This window comes from Bradyrhizobium arachidis (assembly GCF_024758505.1).
Classification (GTDB): domain Bacteria; phylum Pseudomonadota; class Alphaproteobacteria; order Rhizobiales; family Xanthobacteraceae; genus Bradyrhizobium; species Bradyrhizobium manausense_C.
In genome coordinates, this window is record NZ_CP077970.1 from 3,629,312 (window position 1) to 3,652,693 (window position 23,382).

The window sequence follows — 23,382 nt, forward strand, 5'->3', positions numbered from 1 at the left end:
CTGCGGCTTACTTGCCCGCCTTGACTTCGGCCACCGCGACAGCGGTGAGCTCGTTCATCTTGGCGCGGATTGCCTGTTCTGATGTGGAGATGCCCTTGGCGGTAAAATCGCTCAAAACCTTGCGCAGCACGTCGCCGTCGCCGGCTTCCTCGAAATCGGCTGCGACCACTTCCTTGGCATAGGCGGTTGCCGCATCGCCGGTGATGCCGAGCTGTTGGGCCGCCCACAGGCCGAGCAGCCGGTTGCGGCGGGCCTCGGCCTTGAATTTCTGCTCCTCGTCGAGGGCGAATTTCTTCTCGAAGCCTTCCTGGCGCTTGTCGAATGTGGTCATGCAGTTCCCAATCCCGGTGAATCAGGGGGCGGCCTCGTTGCGAGGGCCCCTCACGACGCCTAGATAAGGGGCACGAATCGGCGAAACAACGAGCCGTTAAGCCGCAGGCAAGACGGTATAAGTGGATGCCGGAAGGGCCGGATCGATTGTGCTCAGGCAGCCAATCGGATAGGTTGCCGTAAGGCTTGGTTCCTGTTCTGTTTCTCTGGTTCCAGGTCGTTCACGGCAGCTCCGCTGTGGGTCGTAATCCTAGTCAACCGGAGCACACCAAATTCATGGATTTTAACAAAACACGGTACATCCCAATGAGCCGTCGGCGTCGCATTTATGAAGGCAAGGCAAAGGTCCTGTACGAAGGTCCGGAGCCGGGCACCCTGATCCAGCACTTCAAGGACGACGCGACCGCGTTCAATGCCAAAAAGCATCAGGTGATCGAGGGCAAGGGCGTCCTCAACAACCGGATCTCGGAGTACCTGTTTCAGCACCTCAACGACATCGGGGTGCCGACCCATTTCATCCGCCGGCTCAACATGCGCGAGCAGTTGATTCGCGAGGTCGAGATCGTGCCGCTCGAGGTGGTGGTGCGGAACGTCGCCGCGGGCTCGCTGTCGCAGCGCCTCGGCATCGAGGAAGGCACCCAGCTGCCGCGGTCGATCATCGAATTCTATTACAAGAACGACCAGCTCAACGACCCCATGGTGTCGGAAGAGCACATCACCGCCTTCGGCTGGGCGACGCCGCAGGAGATCGACGACATCATGGCGCTCGCCATCCGCGTCAACGACTTCCTCACCGGCCTCTTCCTCGGCATCGGCATCCGCCTCGTCGACTTCAAGATGGAGTGCGGGCGGCTGTTCGAGAACGAGATGATGCGCATCATCGTCGCTGACGAGATCTCGCCGGATAGTTGCCGTCTGTGGGACATCAAGTCGAACGAGAAGCTCGACAAGGATCGTTTCCGCAGGGATCTCGGCGGGCTCCTGGAGGCCTATACCGAAGTCGCAAAGCGCCTCGGCATCCTCATGGAGAACGAGCGTCCGCAGGGCTCCGGCCCGGTGCTGGTGAAGAGCTGAAGAGGGATTTCTGACGTGAAGGCACGTGTCACCGTTACCTTGAAGAACGGCATTCTGGACCCGCAGGGCAAGGCGATCGAAGGCGCGCTGAAATCGCTCGGCGTCGACGGCGTCGCCAGCGTCCGGCAGGGCAAGGTGTTCGACATCGAGCTCGCCGGCGCCGACAAGGCGAAGGCGGAAGCCGCGCTGAAGCAGGCCGCCGACAAGCTGCTGGCCAATACGGTGATCGAGAACTACCGGGTGGAAGTGCTGGGCTAGGCGACCGGATGACATCCGCCGTGCCTGTCGGCAGCCGTCAATTGCTGTTGCGGTCTGTGCTGCTACTCGCGCTGCTGATGCTTTCGGGAATCGGCGGGGCGTCGGCTCAACCGGTCCCTGCGCCGCAGTCCGCAGCCCTGCGTCCACCGGTGGCAGTGAAGGGGTGGCGGTACGAGCTGAGGCCCAACGACGTCCACATGTTCCTCTGCGAGAAGCCGGAGTGCGGCGCGCAGTCCAGAGTAAGCTACCGGTACTACTCTCCCGGAACCGCGATGACCCTGGAAAAATTCCGCGACGAGCAGACGCAAATCGTCAAGGTCCTGGAACAGCGGACGCCCGGCCAGAAGATCTCGATTCTCGGCATCGAGGGCGATCGCGGCACCTCGGTGCCGCGCATGTTCAAGGCGCGACGCTTGATGGTGAAGCCGGACGGTACGAACGAATATCAGGTCAGCGGCATGCTGTTCGGCGCGCGCGGCGCTGCCAGCGTGATCAGCTCGTCAGCTACCGAGAAGTCCAGCAATGATAACTTTGCGCAGTTCGTCGTCGGCGTGATGCTTACTCTGGCGCCGGCGAGCCGCTGAGGTTCGCGAATTCGCGCCTCGGGGGGCTCACAGCCATCCGGCACGGCGGAAGCGCCAGAACAGGCCGACGCAGGCGAGCGCCATCAGGCTCAGCACGGCGAAATAGCCGTATTCCCACTCCAGCTCCGGCATGTGCTTGAAGTTCATGCCGTAGATGCCCGCAAGCGCGGTCGGCACGGCGATGATCGCGAGCCAGGAGGCGAGCTTCTTGGAGACTGCGGTCTCCTGCGCCTGGCCGACCAGAAGACTCGCTTCGAAGGCGAATGCCAGCACCTCGCGCATGGAATCGATGCGCTCCTGGATATTCCTGACGTGGTCGGTGACGTCGCGGAACAGCGGCTGCATGGCCGGGCGCACCATCGCGAGCTCGTCGTGTTCAAGGCGCCGGCAGACCTCGACCAGGGGCCCGATCGCATTGCGCAGCCGCAACAGGTCACGCCTCAGCATGTAGAGCCGCTCGACCTGCCCCTTGGTGATCGGCTTGGAGAGCACGTCGTCCTCGATGCCCTCGACCTCGTCGGAAATGCTTTCGAGCACAGGCGAGTAGTTGTCGACGATGAAATCGAGGATGGCATAGAGGATGTAGTCCTCGCCGCGCGCCAGCGCCCGCGGACAGCTTTCGCAGCGTTCGCGCACCGGCGTGTACGACGTCGAGGCACCATGGCGGACCGAGACCAGATAGCCTTCGCCGACGAAGATGTGCGTCTCGCCGAAGGTAATGCGGCCCTCGACCAGTTGCGCAGTCCGCGCCACGATGAACAGCGCTTCGCCATACTGCTCGATCTTCGGCCGCTGATGGGCGTGGTTGGCGTCCTCGATGGCGAGGTCGTGCAGGTCGAACTGCTTCTGCACGGCGCTGAGCAGCGCCATGTCCGGCTCGTGCATCCCGATCCAGACCACATGGCCGGGCTTGGCCCGCCAGCTCGAGGCCTCGCTGATGGCGATATTGGCGATGCGCCGCCCGTCGACATAGGCGCCGGCCGCGACCACGCCTTCGGTGGAGACAGGCTCGGAGGGGGATGTGGGCAGGGACGGGACATTCATGGCTCAAAATCCCGCAAATTCGTTCGGCAGAGACACCGAATCTGGCGACAAATCATGGCCTGTGCACAAAGCTCTCAGGCGAGGCTAGCACTGGTAAAATCCGCGTCAAATGGTTATGTCTGCGAGCAGATTTGGCCGCCGGCCAGCCCGATTCCACACTTCTTTCGGAACCCCGCTCATGAAGTCAGCCGTCCTGGTTTTTCCCGGAATCAACCGCGAGCGCGACATGGCGCGCGCGCTGAAACTGATCTCCGGACATGAGCCGGCGATGGTCTGGCATGCCGAGACCTCGCTGCCTGATGGCACCGATCTCGTCGTTGTGCCCGGTGGCTTTTCCTACGGCGATTATCTGCGCTGCGGCGCGATCGCCGCGCGGGCGCCGGTCATGGATGCGGTGCGCGACTACGCTGCCAAGGGCGGGCTGGTGCTCGGCGTCTGCAACGGCTTTCAGATCCTCTGCGAATCCGGCCTCTTGCCCGGCGTACTCATGCGCAATGCGCGGCTCAAATTCATCTGCCATGACGTGCATCTGCGCGTCGAGCGTTCGGATACGCCGTTCACCCGCGGCTATAATGCGGGGCAGGTGATCCGCGTGCCGGTCGCTCATGGCGAAGGCAATTACGAGGCGGACGAAGAGACCATCAAGCGGCTCGAGGGCGAGGGCAGGGTGCTCTATCGCTACTGCTCGCCGGACGGCGTGGTGGATGAGGCCCATAACATCAACGGCGCCGCGCATTCGATCGCCGGCGTCGTCAATGACAAGGGCAATGTGCTCGGCATGATGCCGCATCCGGAAAATCACGTCGAAGACATCATGGGCTGCACGGACGGCCGCGGCCTGTTCGCAGGCCTCGCCGCGCATCTGGACCGGGCCGCGTGAGAAAAATTGCCGCGAGGTTTTTCACTGCGACCGCGGCGCTGCTGCTGAGTGCTACCGCGCAGGCGCAGGACTTCCCGAAACGTGCGATCACCATGATCGTGCCGTTCGCGGCCGGCGGCACGTCTGACGTGATCGCGCGCGTGGTGGCCGAACAGATGAGCGCCGCCCTTGGCCAGCCCATCGTGATCGAGAACGTCGCGGGCGCCGGCGGCTCGACCGCGCTGACCCGCGCCGCGCGCGCCGAGCCCGACGGCTACACGATCGCCATTGGCAATGCCGGCACCAGTGCTGCCGCCTACACGATCTATCCAAAACTGTCGTTCACGCCAGAATCCTTCGTGCCGATCGCGATGGTCGCCAAGACCTTTGGCATCATTGCGTTGCGCAAGGATTTTCCGGCCAAGGATCTCAAGGAATTCATCGACTACGCGAAGAAAAATCCCGGCAAGATCAATCTCGGCCATGCCGGCGTCGGCTCCTCGAATTACCTGATCTGCAAGAGCTTCGTGCAGGCCGCCGGCATCGATGCGACGCTGGTCGGCTATCGCGGTGCTGCGCCCGCGCTGACCGACGCGGTCGGCGGTCAGATCGACGGCGTCTGCGACGCGGCCGCTTCGGTCTCGCAATCGATCAACGAGAAGCTCGTGAAGGGGATCGTGGTCGGCTCGGATGTGCGGCTCGGCACGCTGCCCGATTTGCCGACCTCGGCGGAAGCGGGCCTGCCGGAGTTCGAGGCACAGGGCTGGAACGGCCTGTTCGCGCCGAAGGGCACGCCGCCGGCAATCATCGCCAAGCTCAACGCCGCCGCGCGCACCGCTGTCGAAAGCGATGCCGTGAAGAAGCGTTTTGCCGACCTGTCGACGGTCGCGCCTGATGCAAACGAGCATACGCCTGAGGTATTGCAGCAGCTCGTGACGCGCGACGTCGAAAAATACCGGAAACTTTTGGCTGACGACGCCAAGCAATAGCGTCAGCCTTGCGGCCATCGCGAGCCCCGCCGCGTGAACCTCGGCCGCGGACGATGCGACTGATACGGCATCGTCGATCAAGTGCACGTACCGGTCCTTCCCGATCTTCGTCGATGTGGGCAACTCAAAGTTGTCTCAAGGGGCGAGTTACGCTATCAGGAAGCCGGTCCGACGCTGTCGATTTGCTTTTTGCGGATTTCGCATGCCCGTTGCATTGGTCGTTCTGCTGCTCGATATCACGCTGATCTATCACGCGTCGCGAACCGGGCGGTTGCAGCCCTGGGCCTTCATCATCCTGATGGTGCCGTTGATCGGCGCGCTCGCCTACATCGTGGTTGAGCTCGTCCCGGAGTGGTTTTCGAGCCCGGAAGCGCGACAGGCGCGCCAGCGTGTCGCCAACCGCTTCGATCCCGAAAAGCGCTATCGCGAGCTCTCCGATCGCCTCGGCGCCACCGACACCATCACCAATCGTGCCGCGCTCGCCGAGGAATGCGTGAAGATCGGCCGGTTCGCGGAAGCCGAGCGGCACTATGATCACATCCTGAAACTGCCGATGGGCCACGATCCCGCCTACGCATTCGGCAAGGCGCAGGCGGAGTTTTCCGCCAACCGCCCGTCCGATGCGCTCGCCACCCTGGACGATCTCCAGAAGCAATGGCCGGACTACGACTCGGCCGATGCGCATCTGTTGTACGCCCGCGCGCTCGCCGAGGTCGGGCAGGTCGACGAGGCGCTGGAGGAATACCACGCCGTCTCCGCCTACTTCCCCGGCGCCGAGGCTCGGGTGCGGTACGGCATGCTGCTGCAACTGGTCGGCCGCACCGCGGAGGCGCGGGTCGTCTTCAACGAGCTCTTGATCCAGATGCGCCGCGCGCCAAAATATCTGCGCAAGGCACAGGCCGAGTGGCTGTCGATCGCAGAGAAGCAATTGTCGGCCTAAAGCACTATCGCAACCTGAATCCCTTCAGCCTCTCTGCCGGCACCGTCATGGCGGCGACGCCGGCCATGACCAGCACCAGCCCCAGCGCCAGGTTCGACGGCACGGTTTCGCCGAGCAGCAGCACGGAGAGGCCGACGCCGATCGGAATGCGCAAATAGCCTTGCGCGTTCGTGGTCAGCGTGCCGAGCCGGGTCAGGCACATGTAGAACAGCATCAGGCCGAGCGCGCTGGAGAAAATCCCCATGGCGACGGTGGCGGCGATCGCCTCCGGTGTCGGATGCAGCGTCCAGGGATGGTCGATGATGAGCGAAGCCGGCAACAATAGCAGGCCGCCGAACAGCAGCGAGCCCGCTGCCACCACCATCGGATCGTAGTCCGACAGCCGCAGCCCGAAGATCGTGGCGCAGGCAAACGAGATCGTGGCGAGCAGGATCGCGATCTCGGCAAAGATCTCGGTGCCGAGGCCGTGAAGGGCGTCGAGACCGACGATGACGGCCGTGCCGGCAAGTCCGAAAATGGCGCCGAGCAGCTTCAACAGCGTCGCCGGCTCGTGGCGCGTGATCGCCCAGGTGATGAGGAAGGCGAAGATCGGCGTCGTCGACGCCAGCACCACGGTGTTGGACGCGGGCACATAGAGCTGCGCCCAGGTGATCATCAGGAACGGCACCGTCGAGTTGATCAGTTGCTGGAAGGCAAACAGCTTCCACGCCTTCAGGTCGGTCGGAAGCCTCAATCCGCGCAGGCGCAGGATCACGAACAGGAAGGCGAAGGCGACCAGCGAGCGCGCCGAGATGAAGGTGATCGGCGGTATCGAGCCGAGCCCGATCTTGGTCAGCGGGTAGGTCGAGCTCCAGCAGCCAGCGAGCGCCAGCAGCAGCGCATAATCGCGCCAGCCGCGCACGGGTCGCGGGCTTGTGGACGGAATGGGCGTCTCCGCGGGAGCCGTCGCGCCACCCGCTTCGACTCCTTGTTTGAGCATGATCGTTTCGGAAAACCGCTTCACACTTTTCCGGATCATGCTCTGGCTGTGCTCTGCGGCACCTTGTTGGCTCCCCGCGCATCCATGCGCTGGTCAAGTCATAGCGTGGCGGCGCGGGGGAAGGATAGGTTCGAGCTATGCACTGGCCTCAGGTGGCGCCTTCCGCTTGACCCGCTTGATCGTCCCCGAAAACGTGAACAGGGCGCGATCACCAGATGTCAGCATGCCTCGCACGAAGATCAGCGAGCCGCCGGCGCGGGTCACCTCGCCGGTGCATTCGACCAGTTCGCCCTCGCGGGCGGCGTCGAGAAACTCGCTCGAAAACGACACCGTCACCGCCGGTCCCTGCAGCTCGAGGGCGGCGAGCGCGAACAGGCAGTAATCGGCAAAGGTCATGAAGCAGCCGCCATGGACGTTGCCGGAGCCGTTGAGGTGCTTTTTCGCGACCCGGAACGCGCAGGTGATACGGCCATTCTCGTCCATCCGGTGGTAGAACGGGCCGGCAAGGTTCTCGAAATGGTCGCGTTTCCAGGTCCGCCAGCCCTGGAATTCGCCCTCGGTTTCGACGTGCACGCCGGGGCGGAGGTCGAATGCGGTCTTGGCGAGCTGGTTCACGAAATCTGGCCTTCAATTGTCGGTTTGGGTCCTTAAATCCGATCTGTCACCGCAGTGCAAACGCCGTCGTTAGGGGGAGCCGCCGCAAAGCTCTGGACAGGCCGAAAATGCCCCCTAAAAGGCCTTTTCGCCCCCGTTCGATCTACCTATTAAGGGACCCATGAACGCCCCCAAGAACGAACCGAAGATCACCCCCGAACTCGTCGCCGCTCACGGCCTCAAGCCGGACGAGTATGAGCGCATCCTGAAGCTGATCGGGCGGGAGCCGAGCTTCACGGAGCTCGGGATCTTCTCGGCGATGTGGAACGAGCACTGCTCGTACAAATCCTCGCGAATCCACCTGCGGGGACTGCCGACCAAGGCGCCCTGGGTGATCCAGGGCCCGGGCGAGAACGCCGGCGTGATCGACATCGGCGACGGGCAGGCGGTGGTCTTCAAGATGGAGAGCCACAACCACCCGAGCTACATCGAGCCGTACCAGGGCGCGACCACCGGCGTCGGCGGCATTTTGCGCGACGTCTTCACCATGGGCGCGCGGCCGATCGCCTGCCTCAACGCGCTCAGCTTCGGCGCGCCTGAGCATCCCAAGACGCGGCATCTCGTCTCCGGTGTGGTCGCGGGTGTCGGCGGCTACGGCAATTCCTTCGGCGTGCCGACGGTCGGCGGCCAGGTGCGTTTCCACACCCGCTATGACGGCAACATCCTCGTCAACGCGATGGCGGTCGGCCTCGCCGATGCCGACAAGATCTTTTACGCGGCCGCCTCCGGCGTGAACATGCCGATCGTCTATCTCGGCTCCAAGACGGGCCGCGACGGCATCCACGGCGCCTCGATGGCCTCGGCCGAGTTCGACGACAAGTCCGAGGAGAAGCGCCCGACCGTGCAGGTCGGCGATCCCTTCGCCGAAAAGCTGCTGCTCGAGGCCTGCCTCGAGATCATGGAAAAGGGCTGCGTGATCGCGATCCAGGACATGGGCGCGGCGGGCCTGACCTGCTCGGCGGTCGAGATGGGCGCCAAGGGCGATCTCGGTGTCGATCTCGATCTCGACGCCGTGCCGACGCGCGAGACCGGCATGAGCGCCTACGAGATGATGCTCTCGGAAAGCCAGGAGCGCATGCTCATGGTGCTCAAGCCGGAGAAGGAAAAAGAGGCCGAGGCGATCTTCACGAAGTGGGGGCTCGATTTCGCCATCGTCGGCTACACCACGCCGAGCAAGCGCTTCGTGGTCAAGCATGGCGGTGACGTCATGGCTGACCTGCCGATCAAGGAACTCGGCGACGAAGCGCCGGTCTACGATCGCCCGCATGTTGCTTCGCCCGCGCTGGACGTCGTGCATGCGCGCGAGGTGCAGGACCCGATCGGCCTTGGCGCTGCCCTGGAGAAGATGATCGGCACGCCCGAGCTCTGCTCCAAGCGCTGGGTCTGGGAGCAGTACGACCACGTCATCCAGGGCAATACTGTGCAGCGTCCCGGCGGCGATGCCGCCGTCGTTCGTATCCAGGACGGGCCGAAGGGGCTCGCGATGACCGTCGACGTGACGCCGCGCTATTGCGAGGCTGATCCGTTCGAGGGCGGCAAGCAGGCGGTCGCGGAAGCCTGGCGCAACATCACGGCCGTCGGCGGCCGGCCGCTCGCGATCACCGACAATCTCAACTTCGGTAATCCGGAGCGGCCCGAGATCATGGGCCAGTTCGTCGGCTGCCTGAAAGGCATCTCGGAAGCCTGCCGCGTGCTCGACTTCCCCGTCGTGTCCGGCAACGTCTCGCTCTACAACGAGACCAACGGCCGCGCGATCCTGCCGACGCCCTCGATAGGTGGCGTCGGCGTGCTCGACGATTTCACCAAATCGGCCTCGCTTGCCTTCAAGGCGGAGGGCGAGGCGATCCTCCTGATCGGCGAAACCCATGGCTGGCTCGGCCAGTCCGTGTATTTGCGCGACATCTGCGGTCGCGAGGAGGGCGCGCCGCCGCCGGTCGATCTCGCCGCCGAGAAGCGCAACGGCGATGTCGTGCGCGGCATGATCCATGCCGGCACCGCGACCGCCGTGCACGATCTCTCCGATGGCGGCCTTCTTGTCGCGCTCGCCGAGATGGCGATGGCGAGTGGCATCGGCGCGCGCGTGCTGGCCGGTCCGACGTCGCTCGTGCCGCATGCTTATTGGTTCGGCGAAGACCAGGCGCGCTACATCGTCACGGTGCCGGAAGCGCAGGCCGGCCTCGTGCTCGCCAAGATGCGGGGTTGCGAAGTGCCGTGCGTACGGATCGGTACGACCGGTGGCGATGCGATTTCGATCGTTGGCGAAAAGCCGGTCTCGATCGATGCGCTGCGTGAAGCGCATGAGCGTTGGCTGCCGGATTATATGGCCGGCAAGGCGGCATAAGGCGCCGCCGAATTCTCCGTCATTGCGAGCGCAGCGAAGCAATCCAGACTGTCCCCGCGGCGGGATTCTGGATTGCTTCGCTGCGCTCGCAATGACGAGTCGAGGCAGCGAGCCCTACAGCACCTTCGTTGCCCCGGGAATCTGGCGCAAGGCGCGCGTGAGCGCCCAACTGAACGCGACCGTCAGCACGAATCCGACCATCGCCTTGACGATTGCTGGCAGGTCATAGTCGAACAGCCAGTATTGCAGCCAAAGCGCGATCGGGTAGTGCACCAAAAACATGCCGAACGCGTCCGCCTGCATCGGATCGAGCAGCCTGGCCGAGCCTGATTGTTTGAACCTCTGGAAAAAGGCCAGGATCAGAAACAGGACGGCCACGCTGAAAACAGCGAAGCAGAGGGCATAGAGCCCTTCATACCAGTTCGGCAGCGGCGACGGGTTTCCCAGTATTTCGCGCTTGATGAAGATCAGCGTCCAGAGCAGGCAATACGGAACGATCGCCAGGACCATCCAGTCCCAGCTGACCTTCGCCATCCGGCCGTCCGCAGCGAGCAGTCCGCGATCCATATTCGCGACGCCGATGCCGGCGCCGAAAAAGAAGTAACTCGCATAGAGCAACACGCGCCCGTGCTGCACCGAGAACGGCCCGAATTCGAACCAACTGCTTGGTCCATAAATCATCAGGCCGGGAACATAGACTGCTGCCGTGACGGCAAGCATGACGGCGAAGAACACGGCCGGCCGGCGGCGACTGTGCAGCGAAAGGCGATTGATCGGATTGAGCAGGTTGGGCGACAGTCGATGCAGAATACAGGCAATAAGGTCGAAGCCGAGCAGGACCCATAGGAACCAGATCGGCCCGCTCGGCCACGGGCCCTTCGTGACCATATTCCACCAGTATTCCGAAAAGCCGATCTCGGGATGGTGCCGGAGCGAGATGGCGTAATAGGCGAGCGGAATGACCGTGAATGCGCAGATCACGAACGGCAGGCCAAGCCGAAGCAGGCGATCTGCCAAATAGGTCAGCGCCCCCTTGCGGGCGATGCCTGACCACGCAAACAAGCCCGACAGGAAGAAGAACATCGCCATGAAGAAGCTGTCGGTGGCCAGCACGATCATGTCGAAGCCGAAGAAGAACTTCGGGTCGGTATGACCGAAATAGGTATAGGGGATGACGGCGTGGTGCAGCAGCACCACGAGGGTCAGGAAGGTGCGGGCGCGGTCGAGCGACAGGTTGCGCGCCTTGCTCTTGGGAGCCGCATGAACCTCCGACCCCGTTGTCGTCTGAGAAATTGTCGTCATGTCCGCCCCGGTCGCGTTGCACTTTGAAACGATGTTTGCAGCCCGGAACCCGATTCAGCAAGCGGTGTTTGGGTGGGTACCGCGCTTCCTGCGGCACCGCATCAGGAACCAGTTCCCGCCTGCGGCGTTCAGGAACGTCCTGGGGCCTGCCAGCTGCGGCGGGCGAGCATCGGAGCTGGGCGATGACTATCCTGAAATGGGCGCTGATCTTTCTGTTGGTCTCGATCGTGGCCGGCGTGCTCGGCTTCTCCGGCATTTCGGCTGCGTCAGCCGATATCGCCCGTTTCCTGTTCTACGTCTTCGTCGTGATCTTCCTGGTGCTGCTGATCCTGGGGCTGACGATCTTCAGGGTGTAGCCTGTTCGTCATTCCGGGGCGATGCGAAGCATCGAACCCCAATGCGCAATTGCGCATTGTGGAATCTCGAGATTCCGGGTTCGGTCCTGCGGACCGCCCCGGAATGACGTCGTCTCCGACTACCCCACTTCCTCGATCTTCACCTTGTCCGGATAGAACGCCAGCCGGCCGGAAATCTCCGTCATGGCGGGAAAGGGCGTCTCGTAGGTCCAGATCGCGTTGTCGAGCGTCTTGCCGTCGGCCTTGATGCTGTAATAGCTCGCGTCACCCTTGTAGGGGCAGTGCGTGACGCGGTCGGTGCGCTCGAGCAGCGCCATGTTGGTATCCTCCCGCGGGACATATTGCACCGCCGGATACCTGGCTTCCTTCAGGGTCAGGGCCTTGGTGGTGTCGGCAATCACGATATCGCCCGCGGTCACCCGGATGCGGCGGGGGTTTTGGGTGATCGTGATGGGATGGTCGGGGCCTGGAAGCTTCATGATTTCACGCCTTTTCGATCAATCTGTCGCGCGCGGCACTTTGTCGTGTCTTTATCCTGCCGGAAGCGGAAATATAGTGGCTGGCAGCGTGACCCAGAAGGCCGTTCACGCTAAGTTTGTTCCGTCGGTCCAGGGGACGGCCGGCGGTGATTCGACGGCAGGACAAGGAGTTAGACACGAATGCCAATGGACGCCCACGATATCGAGGCGATGATCAAGGCAGCGATCCCCGATGCCGAGGTGACGATACGCGACCTCGCCGGCGACGGCGACCACTACGCTGCGACCGTGATCTCGGAATCCTTCCGCGGCAAGTCTCGCGTCCAGCAGCACCAGATCGTCTATCAGTCGCTGCGCGGCCAGATGGGCGGCGTGTTGCACGCGCTCGCGCTGCAGACCGGCGTGCCCGGAAGCTGAGAAAGGGCTGATCTTCTTCGCAGACGGGGACAGGAATGGCTGCGGACAATGCTCGCGGCGCGATGTTTCGCGTCATCGTACCGAACCAGCACAGCCGCGTCACCTATGCCGAGCTGTTCTTCGATCTCGTCTTCGTCTTCGCCGTTACGCAGATCTCGCACACGCTGCTGCACCACTTCACGCCGCTCGGCGCGGTGCAGGTCACGCTGCTGTTTCTCGCGGTCTGGTGGGTCTGGGTCTACACCGCCTGGGTGACCAACTGGCTCAATCCCGAGCTGACGCCAGTCCGCATCCTGCTGTTCCTGATGATGCTCGGCGGCCTCGTGCTGTCGACGACGATCCCGGCCGCCTTCGAGGGCCGAGGCCTGTGGTTTGCTCTCGCCTACGCATCGATGCAGGTCGGGCGCACGGCGTTCTGGCTGTTCGCGACGCCGCCGCATCGCACGCTGGTGCGGCACAATGCGATCCGTATCCTGGCCTGGCTCTGCGTCTCCGCCGTGCTCTGGATTTTGGGCGGGTTTGCGGAGGGGCAGACGCGGCTGTGGTTGTGGGGTGCCGCAGTCGTGTGGGAATACATCTCGCCGGCGGCGCGCTTCTGGGTGCCGAAGCTGGGGTTCTCCTCGGTCGAGGCCTGGGCCGTCGAGGGCGGCCACATGGCGGAGCGCTGCGCCGGCTTCATCATCATCGCGCTCGGCGAGGCCATCGTCGTCAACGGCGCGACGTTTGCCGAGCTGGATTGGACGAGCGAAAACATCCTCGCCTTCCTGGCTGCGCTGACCGGCGCGATCGCGATGTGGTGGATCTATTTTCACAAGGGCGCCGAGGCTGGTTCAGAGCTGCTCTCGAAGTCGATGGAGTCCGGCCGGCTCGCGCGGCTCGCCTACACCTATCTGCACATGCCGATCATCGCCGGCATCATCCTCACCGCGGTATCGGACGAGCTCGTGCTGAAGCATCCGAGCGGACATTCCGACGTCAGGACCGTCATCAGCACGATCGGTGGTCCGCTCGTGTTCCTGATCGGTACCATCCTGTTCAAGCATTCGATCCGCGGCTTCCTCCAGCTCTCGCACGGCGTCGGCATTCTTGCGCTGCTTGGTCTCGGCTGGTTTGGCAGCGAACTCTCGCCGCTCTGGCTGTCGGTTGCGACGACACTGATCTTGATCGTGGTGGCGATCTGGGAGTCGATGTCGCTGCGGTCGAAGGCGGATGAGTAGGCGAGGCATGAGACGCCTCATCATCCTGGGCGCTGTTTTGGCAACCGCGCTTGTCATCGAGGAAGCTACGCAGGGCTGGATTCTTGGTCGTGGTCCGGCGGCCTGCCGCGCGATCGGGGGAAAGCCTGCGATCGGCGGCTGCGTGACGCCGCTCTGTTACTGGCAAGGCAATTGTGGGCACTGGGCGAACCCGGTGCAGTGGGTCGATAGGCTGAAGCCGGGCGATCCTATATCAAAGGTGGTTTTCTGGCTCGGCGAACCGCTTCAGCGCGACGGCGAATATCTCTCCTGGTCGTGCGGGAAGCCGAGCAGCAACAGTTTTCGCGCCACCATCCGGGATGACCGGTTGGTGGAATTGGAGCCGTGCAAGCCCGAGTGACGTTCGCTCCCGCAGCGTTTACTTCGCAACCTCGAGCGCGTGCACCGAGAACATCTTGGCCGAATCCGTCCAGGTTTCGCGCACCCGCCAGCCGGCGCCGCGCGCCAGTGCCGCAAAACGTTCGAGGCTGTATTTGTAGCTGTTCTCGGTGTGGATGGTCTCACCGGTGCGGAACGCGAAGCTCGTGCCCAGCATGCGCACCGTCTGGCTCTTCTTGCTGATCAGGTGCATCTCGATACGGTGGCGCTCGCGATTGTAGATCGCGCGATGGGTGAAGGCGGAGAGGTCGAAATTGCCGCCGAGCTCGCGGTTGATCCGCACGAGGACATTGAGATTGAAGCGCGCGGTGACGCCGGCCGCATCGTTATAGGCCTCGTACAGCACGCGCTCGTCCTTTTCGAGGTCGACGCCGATGATCATCTGCGCGCCCTGGCCCAAAATCTCGCGCGCGCTCTTCAGGAACGCGCTCGCCTCATGCGGCTCGAAATTGCCGATGGTGGAGCCCGGGAAGAATCCGACCTTGGGCATATCGGCGACGGCCGCGGGCAGTGCGAACGGTGTGGTGAAATCGGCTGTCACCGGATGGATGCCGAGCGCAGGAAAATCCCGGCGCAGGCCGTTCGCCTGCGAATGCAGGAAATCGCCGGAGATATCGACGGGCACATAGGCCGCGAATTTGCAGTGCCTCAGGAGCAGCCGGACTTTTGTGGTCGCGCCGGCGCCGAACTCGACCAAAGCCGCGTGCTCAGGGATGATCGCCGCGATCTCGTCCCCGCGCTCGCGCAAAATCGAAAGCTCGGTGCGCGTCGGATAATATTCCGGCAGGCGCGTGATGGCCTCGAACAGCTCCGATCCGGTCGCATCGTAGAAATATTTCGGCGACAGCCGCTTCGGCTGTTGCGACAGGTCCTCGATGGCTTCGCGGGCGAAGGCGGTTGTCTGTTCGTCAGGAAGATGGGCTTCAGCCAAAGCGCTGGCATGCACATTCATGATACTCTCCTGAACGCGCTGTCCGGCGCGCATTGATCGTCGGATGAGAACTCAGTCGTAGTCGGCGAGGCGCAATCCCGTGAACTGCCATCGGTGGTGTGGATAGAAAAAGTTACGATAAGTAATACGGCTGTGCCCGCTCGGGGTTGCAAGCGAGGAGCCGCGCAGCACCAACTGGTTGACCATGAACTTGCCGTTGTACTCGCCGAGCGCGCCCTCGATGGCGCGATAGCCGGGGTAGGGGGAGTAGGAGCTGCGGGTCCACTGCCAGACGATGCCGAAGGCATCGTTGAGCCTTTCCGCGCGGGCCGCCACTTCCCACTCCATCTCGGTCGGCAGATGCTTTCCCGCCCAGCGCGCGAAAGCGTCCGCCTCGTAATAGCTGACGTGACTGACGGGCGCGTTTGGATTGACCGGCTTGAGGCCGGCGAGCGTCATCATCTGCCATTGGTCGTCGATCTCGCGCCAGTGGCCGGGTGCCTGCCAGCCCTCGCCGCTCGCGGTGGCAAAGCCGTCCATCAGCCACAGCGTCGCGGTTCGATAGCCGCCGTCCTTCATGAAGGCGAGCCACTCGGCATTGGTGACGAGGTTGCGCGCGATCCGGACAGGCCCGACGAGGGCGCGGTGCGCCGGCTTCTCGTTGTCGAAGTGAAAGCTGTCGCCGGCGTGTCCAATGGTGTGGATGCCTTCGTTCAGCGCCAGCCAGTCTTCGCCACTACGTGTCGCGGCGGGAAAGCGCCAGGAGGGATCATAGGCAGGCGATACCGGGTTCTGCGCAAAGGCGTGCAAAATGTCCGTGAACATCAATTCCTGATGCTGCTGCTCGTGATTGAGGCCGACCTCGACGAGTGGGCTGATCTCGCGCAGCTTTGCAGCATCGGCCTCGCGGAAGAATTTTACGACGGCCGCGTCGACATGCCTGCGATAGGCGGTGACCTCATCCGCGCTCGGTCGCGTGATATCGCCGCGGCGATGCCGCGCATGACGGGGGCCGGCGCTGACATAGTAGGAATTGAACAGGAAGGCGAAGTCGGGATGGAAGGGCCGGTAATCAGGACAATGTTCGCCCAGCAAGAACTGCTCGAAGAACCAGGTGGTATGGGCCCGGTGCCATTTTGCCGGGCTCGCATCCGGCATCGACTGGATCTGCTGATCCTCCGCGCTGAGCGGCGCGGTGCGGCGCTCAGTCTCGTTGCGGACGGCAGTAAAGGCCTCGACCGGTGCCTCGGCGAGGCCGCCGGCATCGGACGATAGTGACGAAAGGTCGGGGCTGGCCATTGCGGAGGCTTGTTTCGTCACGGTTTTCTCCAGATGAACAAGAGAACGTTGCTGGCGTGGCTCGGTTCCTGGGATCAGGTTCGTCCTAAATAGGGCGCCCGTTACGGGATAAAAGTCCTCCTCGGGTATGATATTAGAGCCATCAGGCTATGGACCCGCGCCCCCCTCGGGCCTCATCCGGCCGCATGGCAGGCCCCCGTCGCCGCCATTTTACTTTGGATGCACAATAGTTTGGGCTACATATATGCCTGAGTATCGGGTTAGATGGGCCGAGCCGGCCCGAGGCATTTGAAGGGCTCCGCAGAGGATACGGATATGAGCATCGAGCAATTCATCGACAGCGAAGTGAAGTCGAACGACGTGGTTCTGTTCATGAAGGGCACGCCGCAATTTCCGCAGTGCGGCTTTTCCGGCCAGGTCGTGCAGATCCTCGACCACCTCGGGGTCGGCTATAAGGGCCTGAACGTTCTGGAATCGGCCGAGCTGCGCAACGGCATCAAGACCTATTCGAACTGGCCGACCATTCCCCAGCTCTACGTCAAGGGCGAGTTCGTCGGCGGCTGCGACATCATCCGTGAGATGTTCCAGGCTGGCGAATTGCAGCAGCTCTTCTCCGACAAGGGCGTGGCCATCAACGCCGCGGCCTGACGTCTTGTCGATGCTGACGCGCCGGATCGGTGGCGCGCAGCTCGATGTTATCGTTGCCGACATCACGACACTCGGCGTTGACGCCATCGTCAACGCCGCAAACACGTCGCTTCTTGGCGGGGGCGGCGTGGATGGGGCGATCCACCGGGCCGCGGGTCCGGACCTCGTCGCCGAATGCCGCATGCTCCACGGCTGCAAGACGGGCGACGCCAAGATCACCAAGGGCTACCGGCTCAAGGCCGCGCATGTGATCCACACGGTCGGTCCGGTGTGGAATGCCGGCACGCTTGGTGAAGACGATCTGCTCGCCTCCTGCTATCGCCGCTCGATGGAGCTGTGCGCCAAGCACGCGCTGACCTCGGTGGCATTCCCCGCGATTTCGACGGGCATTTTCTGCTTTCCCGCCGACCGGGCCGCCGACATTGCCATGCGCACCACGATCGAGGCGCTGCCGGCGACGCCATCCGTTGCCCGCGTCATATTCTGCTGCTTCTCTGAGCCGAGCGCGAACGTTCATGTCGAGGCGCTCTTGCGACACAGCAGCCCTTGTAACGACTGACGCGGTCAGTACACTCCGCCGGCCATGTTCCGGGGAGGGGATATGACTTTGCATTTTGGACTGCGTTCGTTTGCCTATGCCGCGCTCATGTCGCTCGGCGCCAGCTCGTTGGCCCAAGCGGAAGGGACCTACGAAATCCCGGCGGGGGCTCGTTTCAATCAGGATAAGCTCGCCAAGATCAGTGACTTCTTCAAGAACGAGGTCGCGACCGGCAAGATCGCCGGCGCGACGGTGCTGATCCAGCACCAGGGCAAGCCGGTCTTCCGTGAGGCTTTTGGCGTCCAGGACGTGGTGAGCAAGGCGCCGATTACCGACAAGACGATCTTTCGCCTGTTCTCGATGACGAAGGCGATCACCGCGGTGGTCGCGATGAAATTGGTCGAAGAGGGCAAGATCAAGCTCGACGACCCCGTCTCGAAATACATTCCGTCTTTTGCCAATGTGAAGGTCGGCGTCGAGAAGAAGGCAGATGACGGCACCAAGTCGCTCGAGCTCGTGCCGCTGAGTCGGCCGATGACGGTGAAGGATCTGATGACGCACACCTCGGGCGTCACCTATGGCTTCTATGGCGACAGCCTGGTCCGCAAGGCTTACAAGGACGCCAACATCTATGCCGGCGATTTCGATCTCGCCGAGTTCGCCGAGCGCATCGCAAAGCTGCCGCTGCACAACCAGCCGGGCGCGCTCTGGCAATACGGCCATTCCACCGACATCCTGGCGCGCGTCATGGAAGTCGCGACCGGAAAATCGCTGCTCGAAATCGAGCGCGAGAAACTGCTCGATCCGATCGGCATGGTCGATACCGCCTTCCTCGTGACCGATCCGGAGAAGCAGAAGCTTCTGGCGCAGCCGGTGCCGAATGACAGCGACTTCCGCGTCGGCCGTATCAACGATCCGACCGTCGTCAAGAAGTGGCAATCGGCCAGCGGCGGCATGGTCTCGACCATGGCGGACTATACGCGCTTCGCGCAGATGCTGCTCAACGGCGGCAGCCTCGATGGTAAGGTCATTCTCAAGCCCGAGACCTTCAAACTGATGACGACCGATCAGATCGGTCCGGGCTCGGGCGTCGATCGCGACTATTTCTACTTCCCCGGCGACGGTTTTGGCTTCGGCCTCGGCCTTGCGGTGCGCACCGATCCCGGCAACGCAAAGCCGCCACCGCCCGGCGACCTCGGCGAACTGAAGTGGGACGGCGCATCCGGCTGCTATTTCGTGATCGATCCCAAGCAAAAGATGTTCTTCGTCCTCTTGGAGCAGACCCCGAGCGAACGCCAGCGCGTGCAACGGACGCTGAAGCAGTTGGTCTATGAGGCGATGGAGAACTGAGGTGCTCGTTCGCGTCGCCCTTGCGGCGACGCTCGCGCTGCTGGTCGGCGCGGTCTGCGCCGTCCGCGCCGAGGCTCCGCAACCCGCGCCCCGCAGCTTGTCGCCTGCGGGGCTTGAGCGCGTCAGCGACTATCTTCAGGCGCAGGTGAGCGGCGGCAAGATCCCCGGCGCGATCCTCCTGATCCAGCAGCACGGCAAGCCCGTCCTCCACGCGAAGTTCGGCGAGCGCAACGCCAGGACGCATGCGCCGATGACCGACGATACCATCTTCCGCATCTATTCGATGTCGAAGCCCGTCACATCGGTGGCGGCGATGTTACTGGTCGACGACGGCAGGTTGGCGCTCGACGATCCCATCGCAAAGTACATACCGGCCTTCGCGAATGTGAAGGTCGGCGTCGAGCAGCCGGACGGCAAGCTGACGCTCACGCCGCTGGCGCGACCGGTCACCGTGCGCGACCTGCTCCGCCACACCTCGGGGATCACCTACGGCTTTTACGGCGACAGCCTGGTGCGCAAGCTCTATGCGCTCGCCGGCCTGTTCGACGGCGACCCTGATAACGCGCAATTCGTCGACCGGCTGGCGCGACTGCCGCTCGCTGAGCAGCCCGCGACCCTCTGGGACTACGGCCATTCGACCGACGTGCTGGGGCGGGTGATCGAGGTCGCCTCAGGCCAGTCGCTCTATCAGTTCGAGAAGGAACGGCTGCTCGATCCCTTGGGCATGCGGGACACCGCATTCTTCGTCGCGGATGAGGCGAAGCGGTCGCTGATCGCCGAGCCCTTGCCCGATGATTGGTTCGACCGGCCGGTCGCTGGCATCAGGGAAGCGACCGCGCCGCGGCGCTGGGAATCCGGCGGCGCCGGCATGGTGGGTACGATCAGAGACTATGCCCGCTTTGCGCAGATGCTGCTCAACGGCGGCGAGATCGACGGCCGCCGCTACCTCAAGCGCGAGACGGTGGCGCTGATGGCGTCCGACCAGATCGGCGAGGGTAGCGGGATCAAGCGCGATCCCGAGTTCTATTTCCCATCGTCCGACAGCGGGTTCGGTCTCGGCTTTGCCGTGCGCACGGTGGCTAAGCCGCCGCTGCCCGCAGGCGAATATCGCTGGGACGGCGTCGGCGGCACCTTCTTCTTCATCGATCCCGCTGATGACTTGTTCGTCATCTGCATGATGCAATCGCCCTCGCAGCGCGGGCGCATCCAGACCGAGCTGAAGCAACTCGTCTACGAGGCGATGGGCCGCTAAAGCGTTTTCCAGCGAGTGGGCACCGGTTCGCGTCAAGAAAACGCGTCAAAAGAGACTCTGATCAGGCGCCGCGCACGATCTCGCGCACGTAGCCAATCGTCTCTTCGATCTGGCGCGCATCGACGTCGAGGTGGGTGCAGGCGCGGATGCGGCCGTCCATCATCGCGAGCATCACGCCGCGCTGGCGCAATGCAGCAACCATCTTGTCGCCGGGAATGCCGGCGCCGTCGGGCTTGAAGAACACGAGATTGGTCTCGGGCTCCTGCACCTCGATGCCCGCAATCTGCGACAGTCCGCGCGCCAGCGTGCGCGCATTGGCGTGGTCGTCGGCGAGACGATCGACGTGATGATCGAGCGCGTAGATGCAGGCGGCCGCGCAGATGCCGGCCTGCCGCATCGAGCCGCCCAGCCGCTGCTTCCACTGCCAGACCGCATCGATGAAGGCGCGAGAGCCCGCCATGACGCCGCCGATAGGCGCGCCGAGGCCTTTCGAGAAATCGATCCAGGCCGAATCCCAGCCGGCGGTCATGTCGCGCGGCGAGATGCCGGAGGCCACCGTGGCGTTGAGGAGCCGCGCGCCGTCCATGTGGGTGATGAGCCCGTGCTTCTTTGCGATCGCGACGATCTCGTCGAGTGCCGCCTTCTTCCAGATCGTGCCGCCACCGATATTGGCGGTCTGCTCGACGCTGACCACCGTCTGCGGCGGCTGGTAACGGCTGCGCGGGTGCAGCGCCTTGCGGAACGTCTCCGGCGTGAACTGGCCGTCGGCGCCGGGAAGCTGAGTCACCTGGAAGCCGCCGAGGGCTGCGTGCGCGCCGCCTTCGCGCGCGATGATATGCGCGGTCTCATGCGCAAGTATCTCGTCGCCGGGCCGGCAATGCACCAGCGTTGCCGTGACGTTGCACATCGTGCCCGAGGGCATGTAGACGGCCGCTTCCTTGCCGAGCAGATCGGCCACGCGCTCGCAGAGCGCATTCACGCTCGGATCATCGCCGACCTGCTCGTCGCCGACCTCGGCGCGAGCCATCGCCTCGCGCATCGCAGGCGTCGGACGCGTCTGCGTGTCCGAGAGCAGATTGACGCGCACCGGCGGCGCCTTGGGATCGACGGGGGGAGGGGTGTAGAACATGGGGCGCCTCCTGAAGGCAGGACGGCCACTGACGTGGCTCTTAAGCAAAAAGGCCCCGGCGAACCGGGGCCTTTCGATATCAGTTATTAGCGCGAATAGAATTCGACGACCAGATGCGGCTCCATCTGCACCGGGAACGGCACGTCGGAAAGGCCGGGGATGCGCGCGTATTTCGCGGTCATCTTGCCGTGGTCGACTTCGAGATAGTCGGGCACCTCGCGCTCGGGAAGCTGGCTGGCTTCGAGTACATGGGTGAGCTGCTTGGAGGCTTCCTTGACCTCGATCACATCGCCGACCTTGAGCTGATAGCTCGAGATGTTGACCTTGCGGCCGTTCACCTTGATGTGGCCGTGGTTGATGAACTGACGCGCGGCGAAGATCGTGGAGACGAACTTGGCGCGGTACACGACCGCGTCGAGACGACGTTCGAGCAGGCCGATCAGGTTCTCGCCGGTGTCGCCCTTGAGGCGGCTCGCTTCGACATAGATGCCGTGGAATTGGCGCTCGGAGATGTTGGCGTAGTAGCCCTTGAGCTTCTGCTTGGCGCGCAGCTGCACGCCGAAGTCGGAGAGCTTGCCCTTGCGGCGCTGGCCGTGCTGGCCGGGGCCGTATTCACGACGGTTCACGGGGCTCTTCGGGCGGCCCCAGATGTTCTGGCCCATACGGCGATCGATCTTGTACTTCGCCTCACTGCGCTTAGTCATCGCGTCCTCTTAGGGTTCATGGTTTGAGGAAACGCGCCCTCCTGTGTGACGGGAAAACCCGGCACCGACAGGTTCCATTCCCAAAGCCTAGGGAACAGGACCACGGGTCGCGAAACGCTTCGCGGGCCGAAATCGGCCCGCGAGCAGGCGGCTTTTAGGAGAATTCTGACTGATCTGTCAATGTTTGTTGCTGTCATTCCGGGGCGGTGCGGCAGCACCGAACCCGGAATCTCGAGGTTCCCCGATGCGCAATTGCGCATCTGAGGTCTGGTCCTTCGGACCATCCCGGAACGACCGGCCCTACGTCCCGACCGCGCGGATCGCCTTGGGTTCCGCAGACTGCCGGGTGCCGCGCAATTCCGCAGCGATTTCAGTGTTTAGCACCTGCTCTAGCCGGGTCAGAACCCGGGCGATTGGCGCGGCGTCGGTAATCCGGTGGTCCCAGCGGATGAGGACGTCGATGCACTGGTCGGACCTCACCACCCCATAGCTCAGGATGAAGGGTCCCGGGCTGATGGCGTGGAGCTCGCCGCCGCCGAAGGCCGCGACCGAGGTCACCGAGAAGCTGCCGAAATAATTGGCCCGCTGGCGGCCGAAATTGAGCCCGATCAGCCAGGACAGGCGCCGCAGCGGCAGTGGCAACCGGGTTGCCAGCATGATCTTGCGGAACATCGGCACGTCCATGATGGGCGCGTCCTTGGCATGCCGGATCAGGGCGTCGATCTCGGCCAGCGGCAGCGCGTCGGGACCGGAGATTCGCTGCGGCAGTACGCATTCCTCGCCATCCTCGGTCCGGGCGATCGCCACCAGCGCCACGCTCTTTGGCAGCTCGTAGAAGGTCGGCCAGGGCCATTTGGCGTAGAGCGTGCGCAGGATCGGCTCGTCCTTGGCGATCAGTGCGAACGCCTTGACGAAGATTGCGGCCCAGCCGGCAGGATTTGCAGTGCCGTCACGGGCCTCGAGCAGGGGCCGGACGTTGAGCGGGCGCGACAACGAGACGAAGGGCACGCGAATCGAGGCGTGCATGAGGTCGAAGATGAGTCGGCGCGGCAGCGAGACTTTCCTAGGTGTACCGCGCATCGCTTCCCGTTTCCCGCGGACAATATCCCGGCGAGTCGACCTCCGCTCGCCGCCCTGATTTAGCACGAACCAACCGGCTTGAGGCCAACAGGTTCACGGCGGGAGGCGACAACAAGGCTGGCGGCACAGTCCAAATGATCAGCAAAGTCATTTATCATCAATATCTTAGATGGTTAACCTAATGCAAGCCGCGACCACCCTGCAAGACCGG

General features: G+C 63.5%; 26 protein-coding genes. 15 read left to right on the top strand and 11 right to left on the bottom strand.

Translation table 11 applies throughout. The features are described from left to right. Window positions 1–7 precede the first annotated feature (7 nt). Window positions 8–331, bottom strand: a complete 324-nt coding sequence (locus KUF59_RS16320) for a DUF1476 domain-containing protein (RefSeq protein ID WP_212458215.1) — start codon at window positions 329–331, stop codon at window positions 8–10. A 305-nt stretch (window positions 332–636) separates the two neighbouring features. Here KUF59_RS16320 and purC point away from each other — a divergent pair, with 305 nt between their 5' ends. From purC to KUF59_RS16335, 3 genes are read left to right on the top strand one after another with little or no spacing between them, the layout of a single operon-like run. After that, window positions 637–1,404, top strand: coding sequence for a phosphoribosylaminoimidazolesuccinocarboxamide synthase (gene purC / locus KUF59_RS16325; protein ID WP_173015815.1), 768 nt, complete (start codon window positions 637–639; stop codon window positions 1,402–1,404). Window positions 1,405–1,419: 15 nt separating this feature from the next. Continuing rightward, window positions 1,420–1,662, top strand: coding sequence for a phosphoribosylformylglycinamidine synthase subunit PurS (purS, locus tag KUF59_RS16330; RefSeq protein ID WP_140982175.1), 243 nt, complete (start codon window positions 1,420–1,422; stop codon window positions 1,660–1,662). A gap of 8 nt (window positions 1,663–1,670) precedes the next feature. Next, entirely contained in the window at window positions 1,671–2,246 is a 576-nt protein-coding gene (locus KUF59_RS16335; protein WP_258769680.1) for a hypothetical protein, read from the top strand. A 27-nt stretch (window positions 2,247–2,273) separates the two neighbouring features. Here KUF59_RS16335 and KUF59_RS16340 read toward each other — a convergent pair whose 3' ends face one another. Continuing rightward, the gene (locus KUF59_RS16340) at window positions 2,274–3,290 is read right to left on the bottom strand and encodes a magnesium and cobalt transport protein CorA (RefSeq protein WP_212458216.1); all 1,017 of its coding nucleotides are present in this window, start codon (window positions 3,288–3,290) and stop codon (window positions 2,274–2,276) included. A 178-nt stretch (window positions 3,291–3,468) separates the two neighbouring features. Here KUF59_RS16340 and purQ point away from each other — a divergent pair, with 178 nt between their 5' ends. The 3 genes from purQ (at window position 3,469) to KUF59_RS16355 (ending at window position 6,078) form a co-directional block, all read left to right on the top strand. After that, a complete protein-coding gene (purQ, locus tag KUF59_RS16345) occupies window positions 3,469–4,170 on the top strand; it encodes a phosphoribosylformylglycinamidine synthase subunit PurQ (RefSeq protein WP_258769681.1) in 702 nt (233 codons plus the stop codon). Beyond that, the gene (locus tag KUF59_RS16350) at window positions 4,167–5,138 is read left to right on the top strand and encodes a tripartite tricarboxylate transporter substrate binding protein BugD (protein ID WP_408918098.1); all 972 of its coding nucleotides are present in this window, start codon (window positions 4,167–4,169) and stop codon (window positions 5,136–5,138) included. The genes purQ and KUF59_RS16350 overlap by 4 nt, the downstream gene beginning before the upstream one ends. Window positions 5,139–5,340: 202 nt before the next feature. Next, window positions 5,341–6,078 (top strand): tetratricopeptide repeat protein, encoded by a 738-nt coding sequence (locus KUF59_RS16355; RefSeq protein WP_212458218.1) that lies wholly within the window; start codon window positions 5,341–5,343, stop codon window positions 6,076–6,078. Window positions 6,079–6,082: 4 nt separating this feature from the next. Here the strand turns inward: KUF59_RS16355 and KUF59_RS16360 are convergent, their stop codons facing one another. Together KUF59_RS16360 and KUF59_RS16365 are read right to left on the bottom strand one after the other, a co-directional pair. Continuing rightward, window positions 6,083–7,057 (bottom strand): DMT family transporter, encoded by a 975-nt coding sequence (locus KUF59_RS16360; RefSeq protein ID WP_258769682.1) that lies wholly within the window; start codon window positions 7,055–7,057, stop codon window positions 6,083–6,085. A 135-nt stretch (window positions 7,058–7,192) separates the two neighbouring features. Continuing rightward, a complete protein-coding gene (locus KUF59_RS16365; protein WP_212458220.1) occupies window positions 7,193–7,672 on the bottom strand; it encodes a PaaI family thioesterase in 480 nt (159 codons plus the stop codon). Window positions 7,673–7,832: 160 nt separating this feature from the next. Between KUF59_RS16365 and purL the strand changes: the two genes are divergently transcribed. After that, window positions 7,833–10,052 carry a phosphoribosylformylglycinamidine synthase subunit PurL gene (gene purL, locus KUF59_RS16370; RefSeq protein WP_258769684.1) on the top strand — a complete coding sequence of 740 codons (2,220 nt, stop codon included), beginning with the start codon at window positions 7,833–7,835 and terminating at the stop codon, window positions 10,050–10,052. Between the two features lie 114 nt (window positions 10,053–10,166). On the opposite strand, the gene KUF59_RS16375 is transcribed toward purL, so the two are convergent. After that, window positions 10,167–11,354 (bottom strand): acyltransferase family protein, encoded by a 1,188-nt coding sequence (locus KUF59_RS16375; RefSeq protein ID WP_258769685.1) that lies wholly within the window; start codon window positions 11,352–11,354, stop codon window positions 10,167–10,169. Window positions 11,355–11,536: 182 nt separating this feature from the next. Between KUF59_RS16375 and KUF59_RS16380 the strand changes: the two genes are divergently transcribed. After that, window positions 11,537–11,710, top strand: coding sequence for a DUF1328 domain-containing protein (locus KUF59_RS16380; protein WP_140982166.1), 174 nt, complete (start codon window positions 11,537–11,539; stop codon window positions 11,708–11,710). A gap of 119 nt (window positions 11,711–11,829) precedes the next feature. Here KUF59_RS16380 and KUF59_RS16385 read toward each other — a convergent pair whose 3' ends face one another. Beyond that, window positions 11,830–12,189 carry a DUF427 domain-containing protein gene (locus KUF59_RS16385; protein ID WP_212406416.1) on the bottom strand — a complete coding sequence of 120 codons (360 nt, stop codon included), beginning with the start codon at window positions 12,187–12,189 and terminating at the stop codon, window positions 11,830–11,832. 180 nt (window positions 12,190–12,369) lie between these two features. Here KUF59_RS16385 and KUF59_RS16390 point away from each other — a divergent pair, with 180 nt between their 5' ends. From KUF59_RS16390 to KUF59_RS16400, 3 genes are read left to right on the top strand one after another with little or no spacing between them, the layout of a single operon-like run. Next, on the top strand, window positions 12,370–12,606 hold the full coding sequence (locus KUF59_RS16390; RefSeq protein ID WP_027525381.1) for a BolA family protein: 237 nt from the start codon (window positions 12,370–12,372) through the stop codon (window positions 12,604–12,606). Window positions 12,607–12,641: 35 nt separating this feature from the next. Next, a complete protein-coding gene (locus KUF59_RS16395) occupies window positions 12,642–13,823 on the top strand; it encodes a low temperature requirement protein A (protein WP_258769686.1) in 1,182 nt (393 codons plus the stop codon). A 7-nt stretch (window positions 13,824–13,830) separates the two neighbouring features. Continuing rightward, window positions 13,831–14,202, top strand: a complete 372-nt coding sequence (locus KUF59_RS16400; protein WP_212458225.1) for a hypothetical protein — start codon at window positions 13,831–13,833, stop codon at window positions 14,200–14,202. 18 nt (window positions 14,203–14,220) lie between these two features. Here the strand turns inward: KUF59_RS16400 and egtD are convergent, their stop codons facing one another. Both egtD and egtB read right to left on the bottom strand, forming a co-directional pair. Next, window positions 14,221–15,192: an L-histidine N(alpha)-methyltransferase gene (gene egtD / locus KUF59_RS16405; protein ID WP_212458226.1), complete on the bottom strand. Its 972-nt coding sequence runs from the start codon at window positions 15,190–15,192 to the stop codon at window positions 14,221–14,223. Between the two features lie 51 nt (window positions 15,193–15,243). Next, on the bottom strand, window positions 15,244–16,491 hold the full coding sequence (gene egtB, locus KUF59_RS16410; RefSeq protein ID WP_258769687.1) for an ergothioneine biosynthesis protein EgtB: 1,248 nt from the start codon (window positions 16,489–16,491) through the stop codon (window positions 15,244–15,246). Window positions 16,492–16,785: 294 nt separating this feature from the next. Here egtB and grxD point away from each other — a divergent pair, with 294 nt between their 5' ends. From grxD to KUF59_RS16430, 4 genes are read left to right on the top strand one after another with little or no spacing between them, the layout of a single operon-like run. Then, complete coding sequence (gene grxD, locus KUF59_RS16415; protein ID WP_212458228.1) at window positions 16,786–17,118, top strand: Grx4 family monothiol glutaredoxin; 333 nt, start codon at window positions 16,786–16,788, stop codon at window positions 17,116–17,118. Between the two features lie 4 nt (window positions 17,119–17,122). Then, the gene (locus KUF59_RS16420; protein ID WP_212458229.1) at window positions 17,123–17,677 is read left to right on the top strand and encodes an O-acetyl-ADP-ribose deacetylase; all 555 of its coding nucleotides are present in this window, start codon (window positions 17,123–17,125) and stop codon (window positions 17,675–17,677) included. A gap of 42 nt (window positions 17,678–17,719) precedes the next feature. Continuing rightward, window positions 17,720–19,006, top strand: a complete 1,287-nt coding sequence (locus KUF59_RS16425; protein WP_212458230.1) for a serine hydrolase domain-containing protein — start codon at window positions 17,720–17,722, stop codon at window positions 19,004–19,006. Next, a complete protein-coding gene (locus tag KUF59_RS16430; RefSeq protein WP_212458231.1) occupies window positions 18,987–20,258 on the top strand; it encodes a serine hydrolase domain-containing protein in 1,272 nt (423 codons plus the stop codon). The genes KUF59_RS16425 and KUF59_RS16430 overlap by 20 nt, the downstream gene beginning before the upstream one ends. A 61-nt stretch (window positions 20,259–20,319) precedes the next feature. On the opposite strand, the gene KUF59_RS16435 is transcribed toward KUF59_RS16430, so the two are convergent. From KUF59_RS16435 to KUF59_RS16445, 3 genes are all read right to left on the bottom strand, one after another. Then, window positions 20,320–21,387 (bottom strand): threonine aldolase family protein, encoded by a 1,068-nt coding sequence (locus tag KUF59_RS16435; RefSeq protein WP_212458232.1) that lies wholly within the window; start codon window positions 21,385–21,387, stop codon window positions 20,320–20,322. Window positions 21,388–21,473: 86 nt separating this feature from the next. Further along, complete coding sequence (gene rpsD / locus KUF59_RS16440; protein WP_212458233.1) at window positions 21,474–22,091, bottom strand: 30S ribosomal protein S4; 618 nt, start codon at window positions 22,089–22,091, stop codon at window positions 21,474–21,476. Window positions 22,092–22,391: 300 nt separating this feature from the next. Beyond that, the gene (locus tag KUF59_RS16445; RefSeq protein ID WP_212458234.1) at window positions 22,392–23,171 is read right to left on the bottom strand and encodes an acyltransferase; all 780 of its coding nucleotides are present in this window, start codon (window positions 23,169–23,171) and stop codon (window positions 22,392–22,394) included. Window positions 23,172–23,382: the final 211 nt, after the last annotated feature.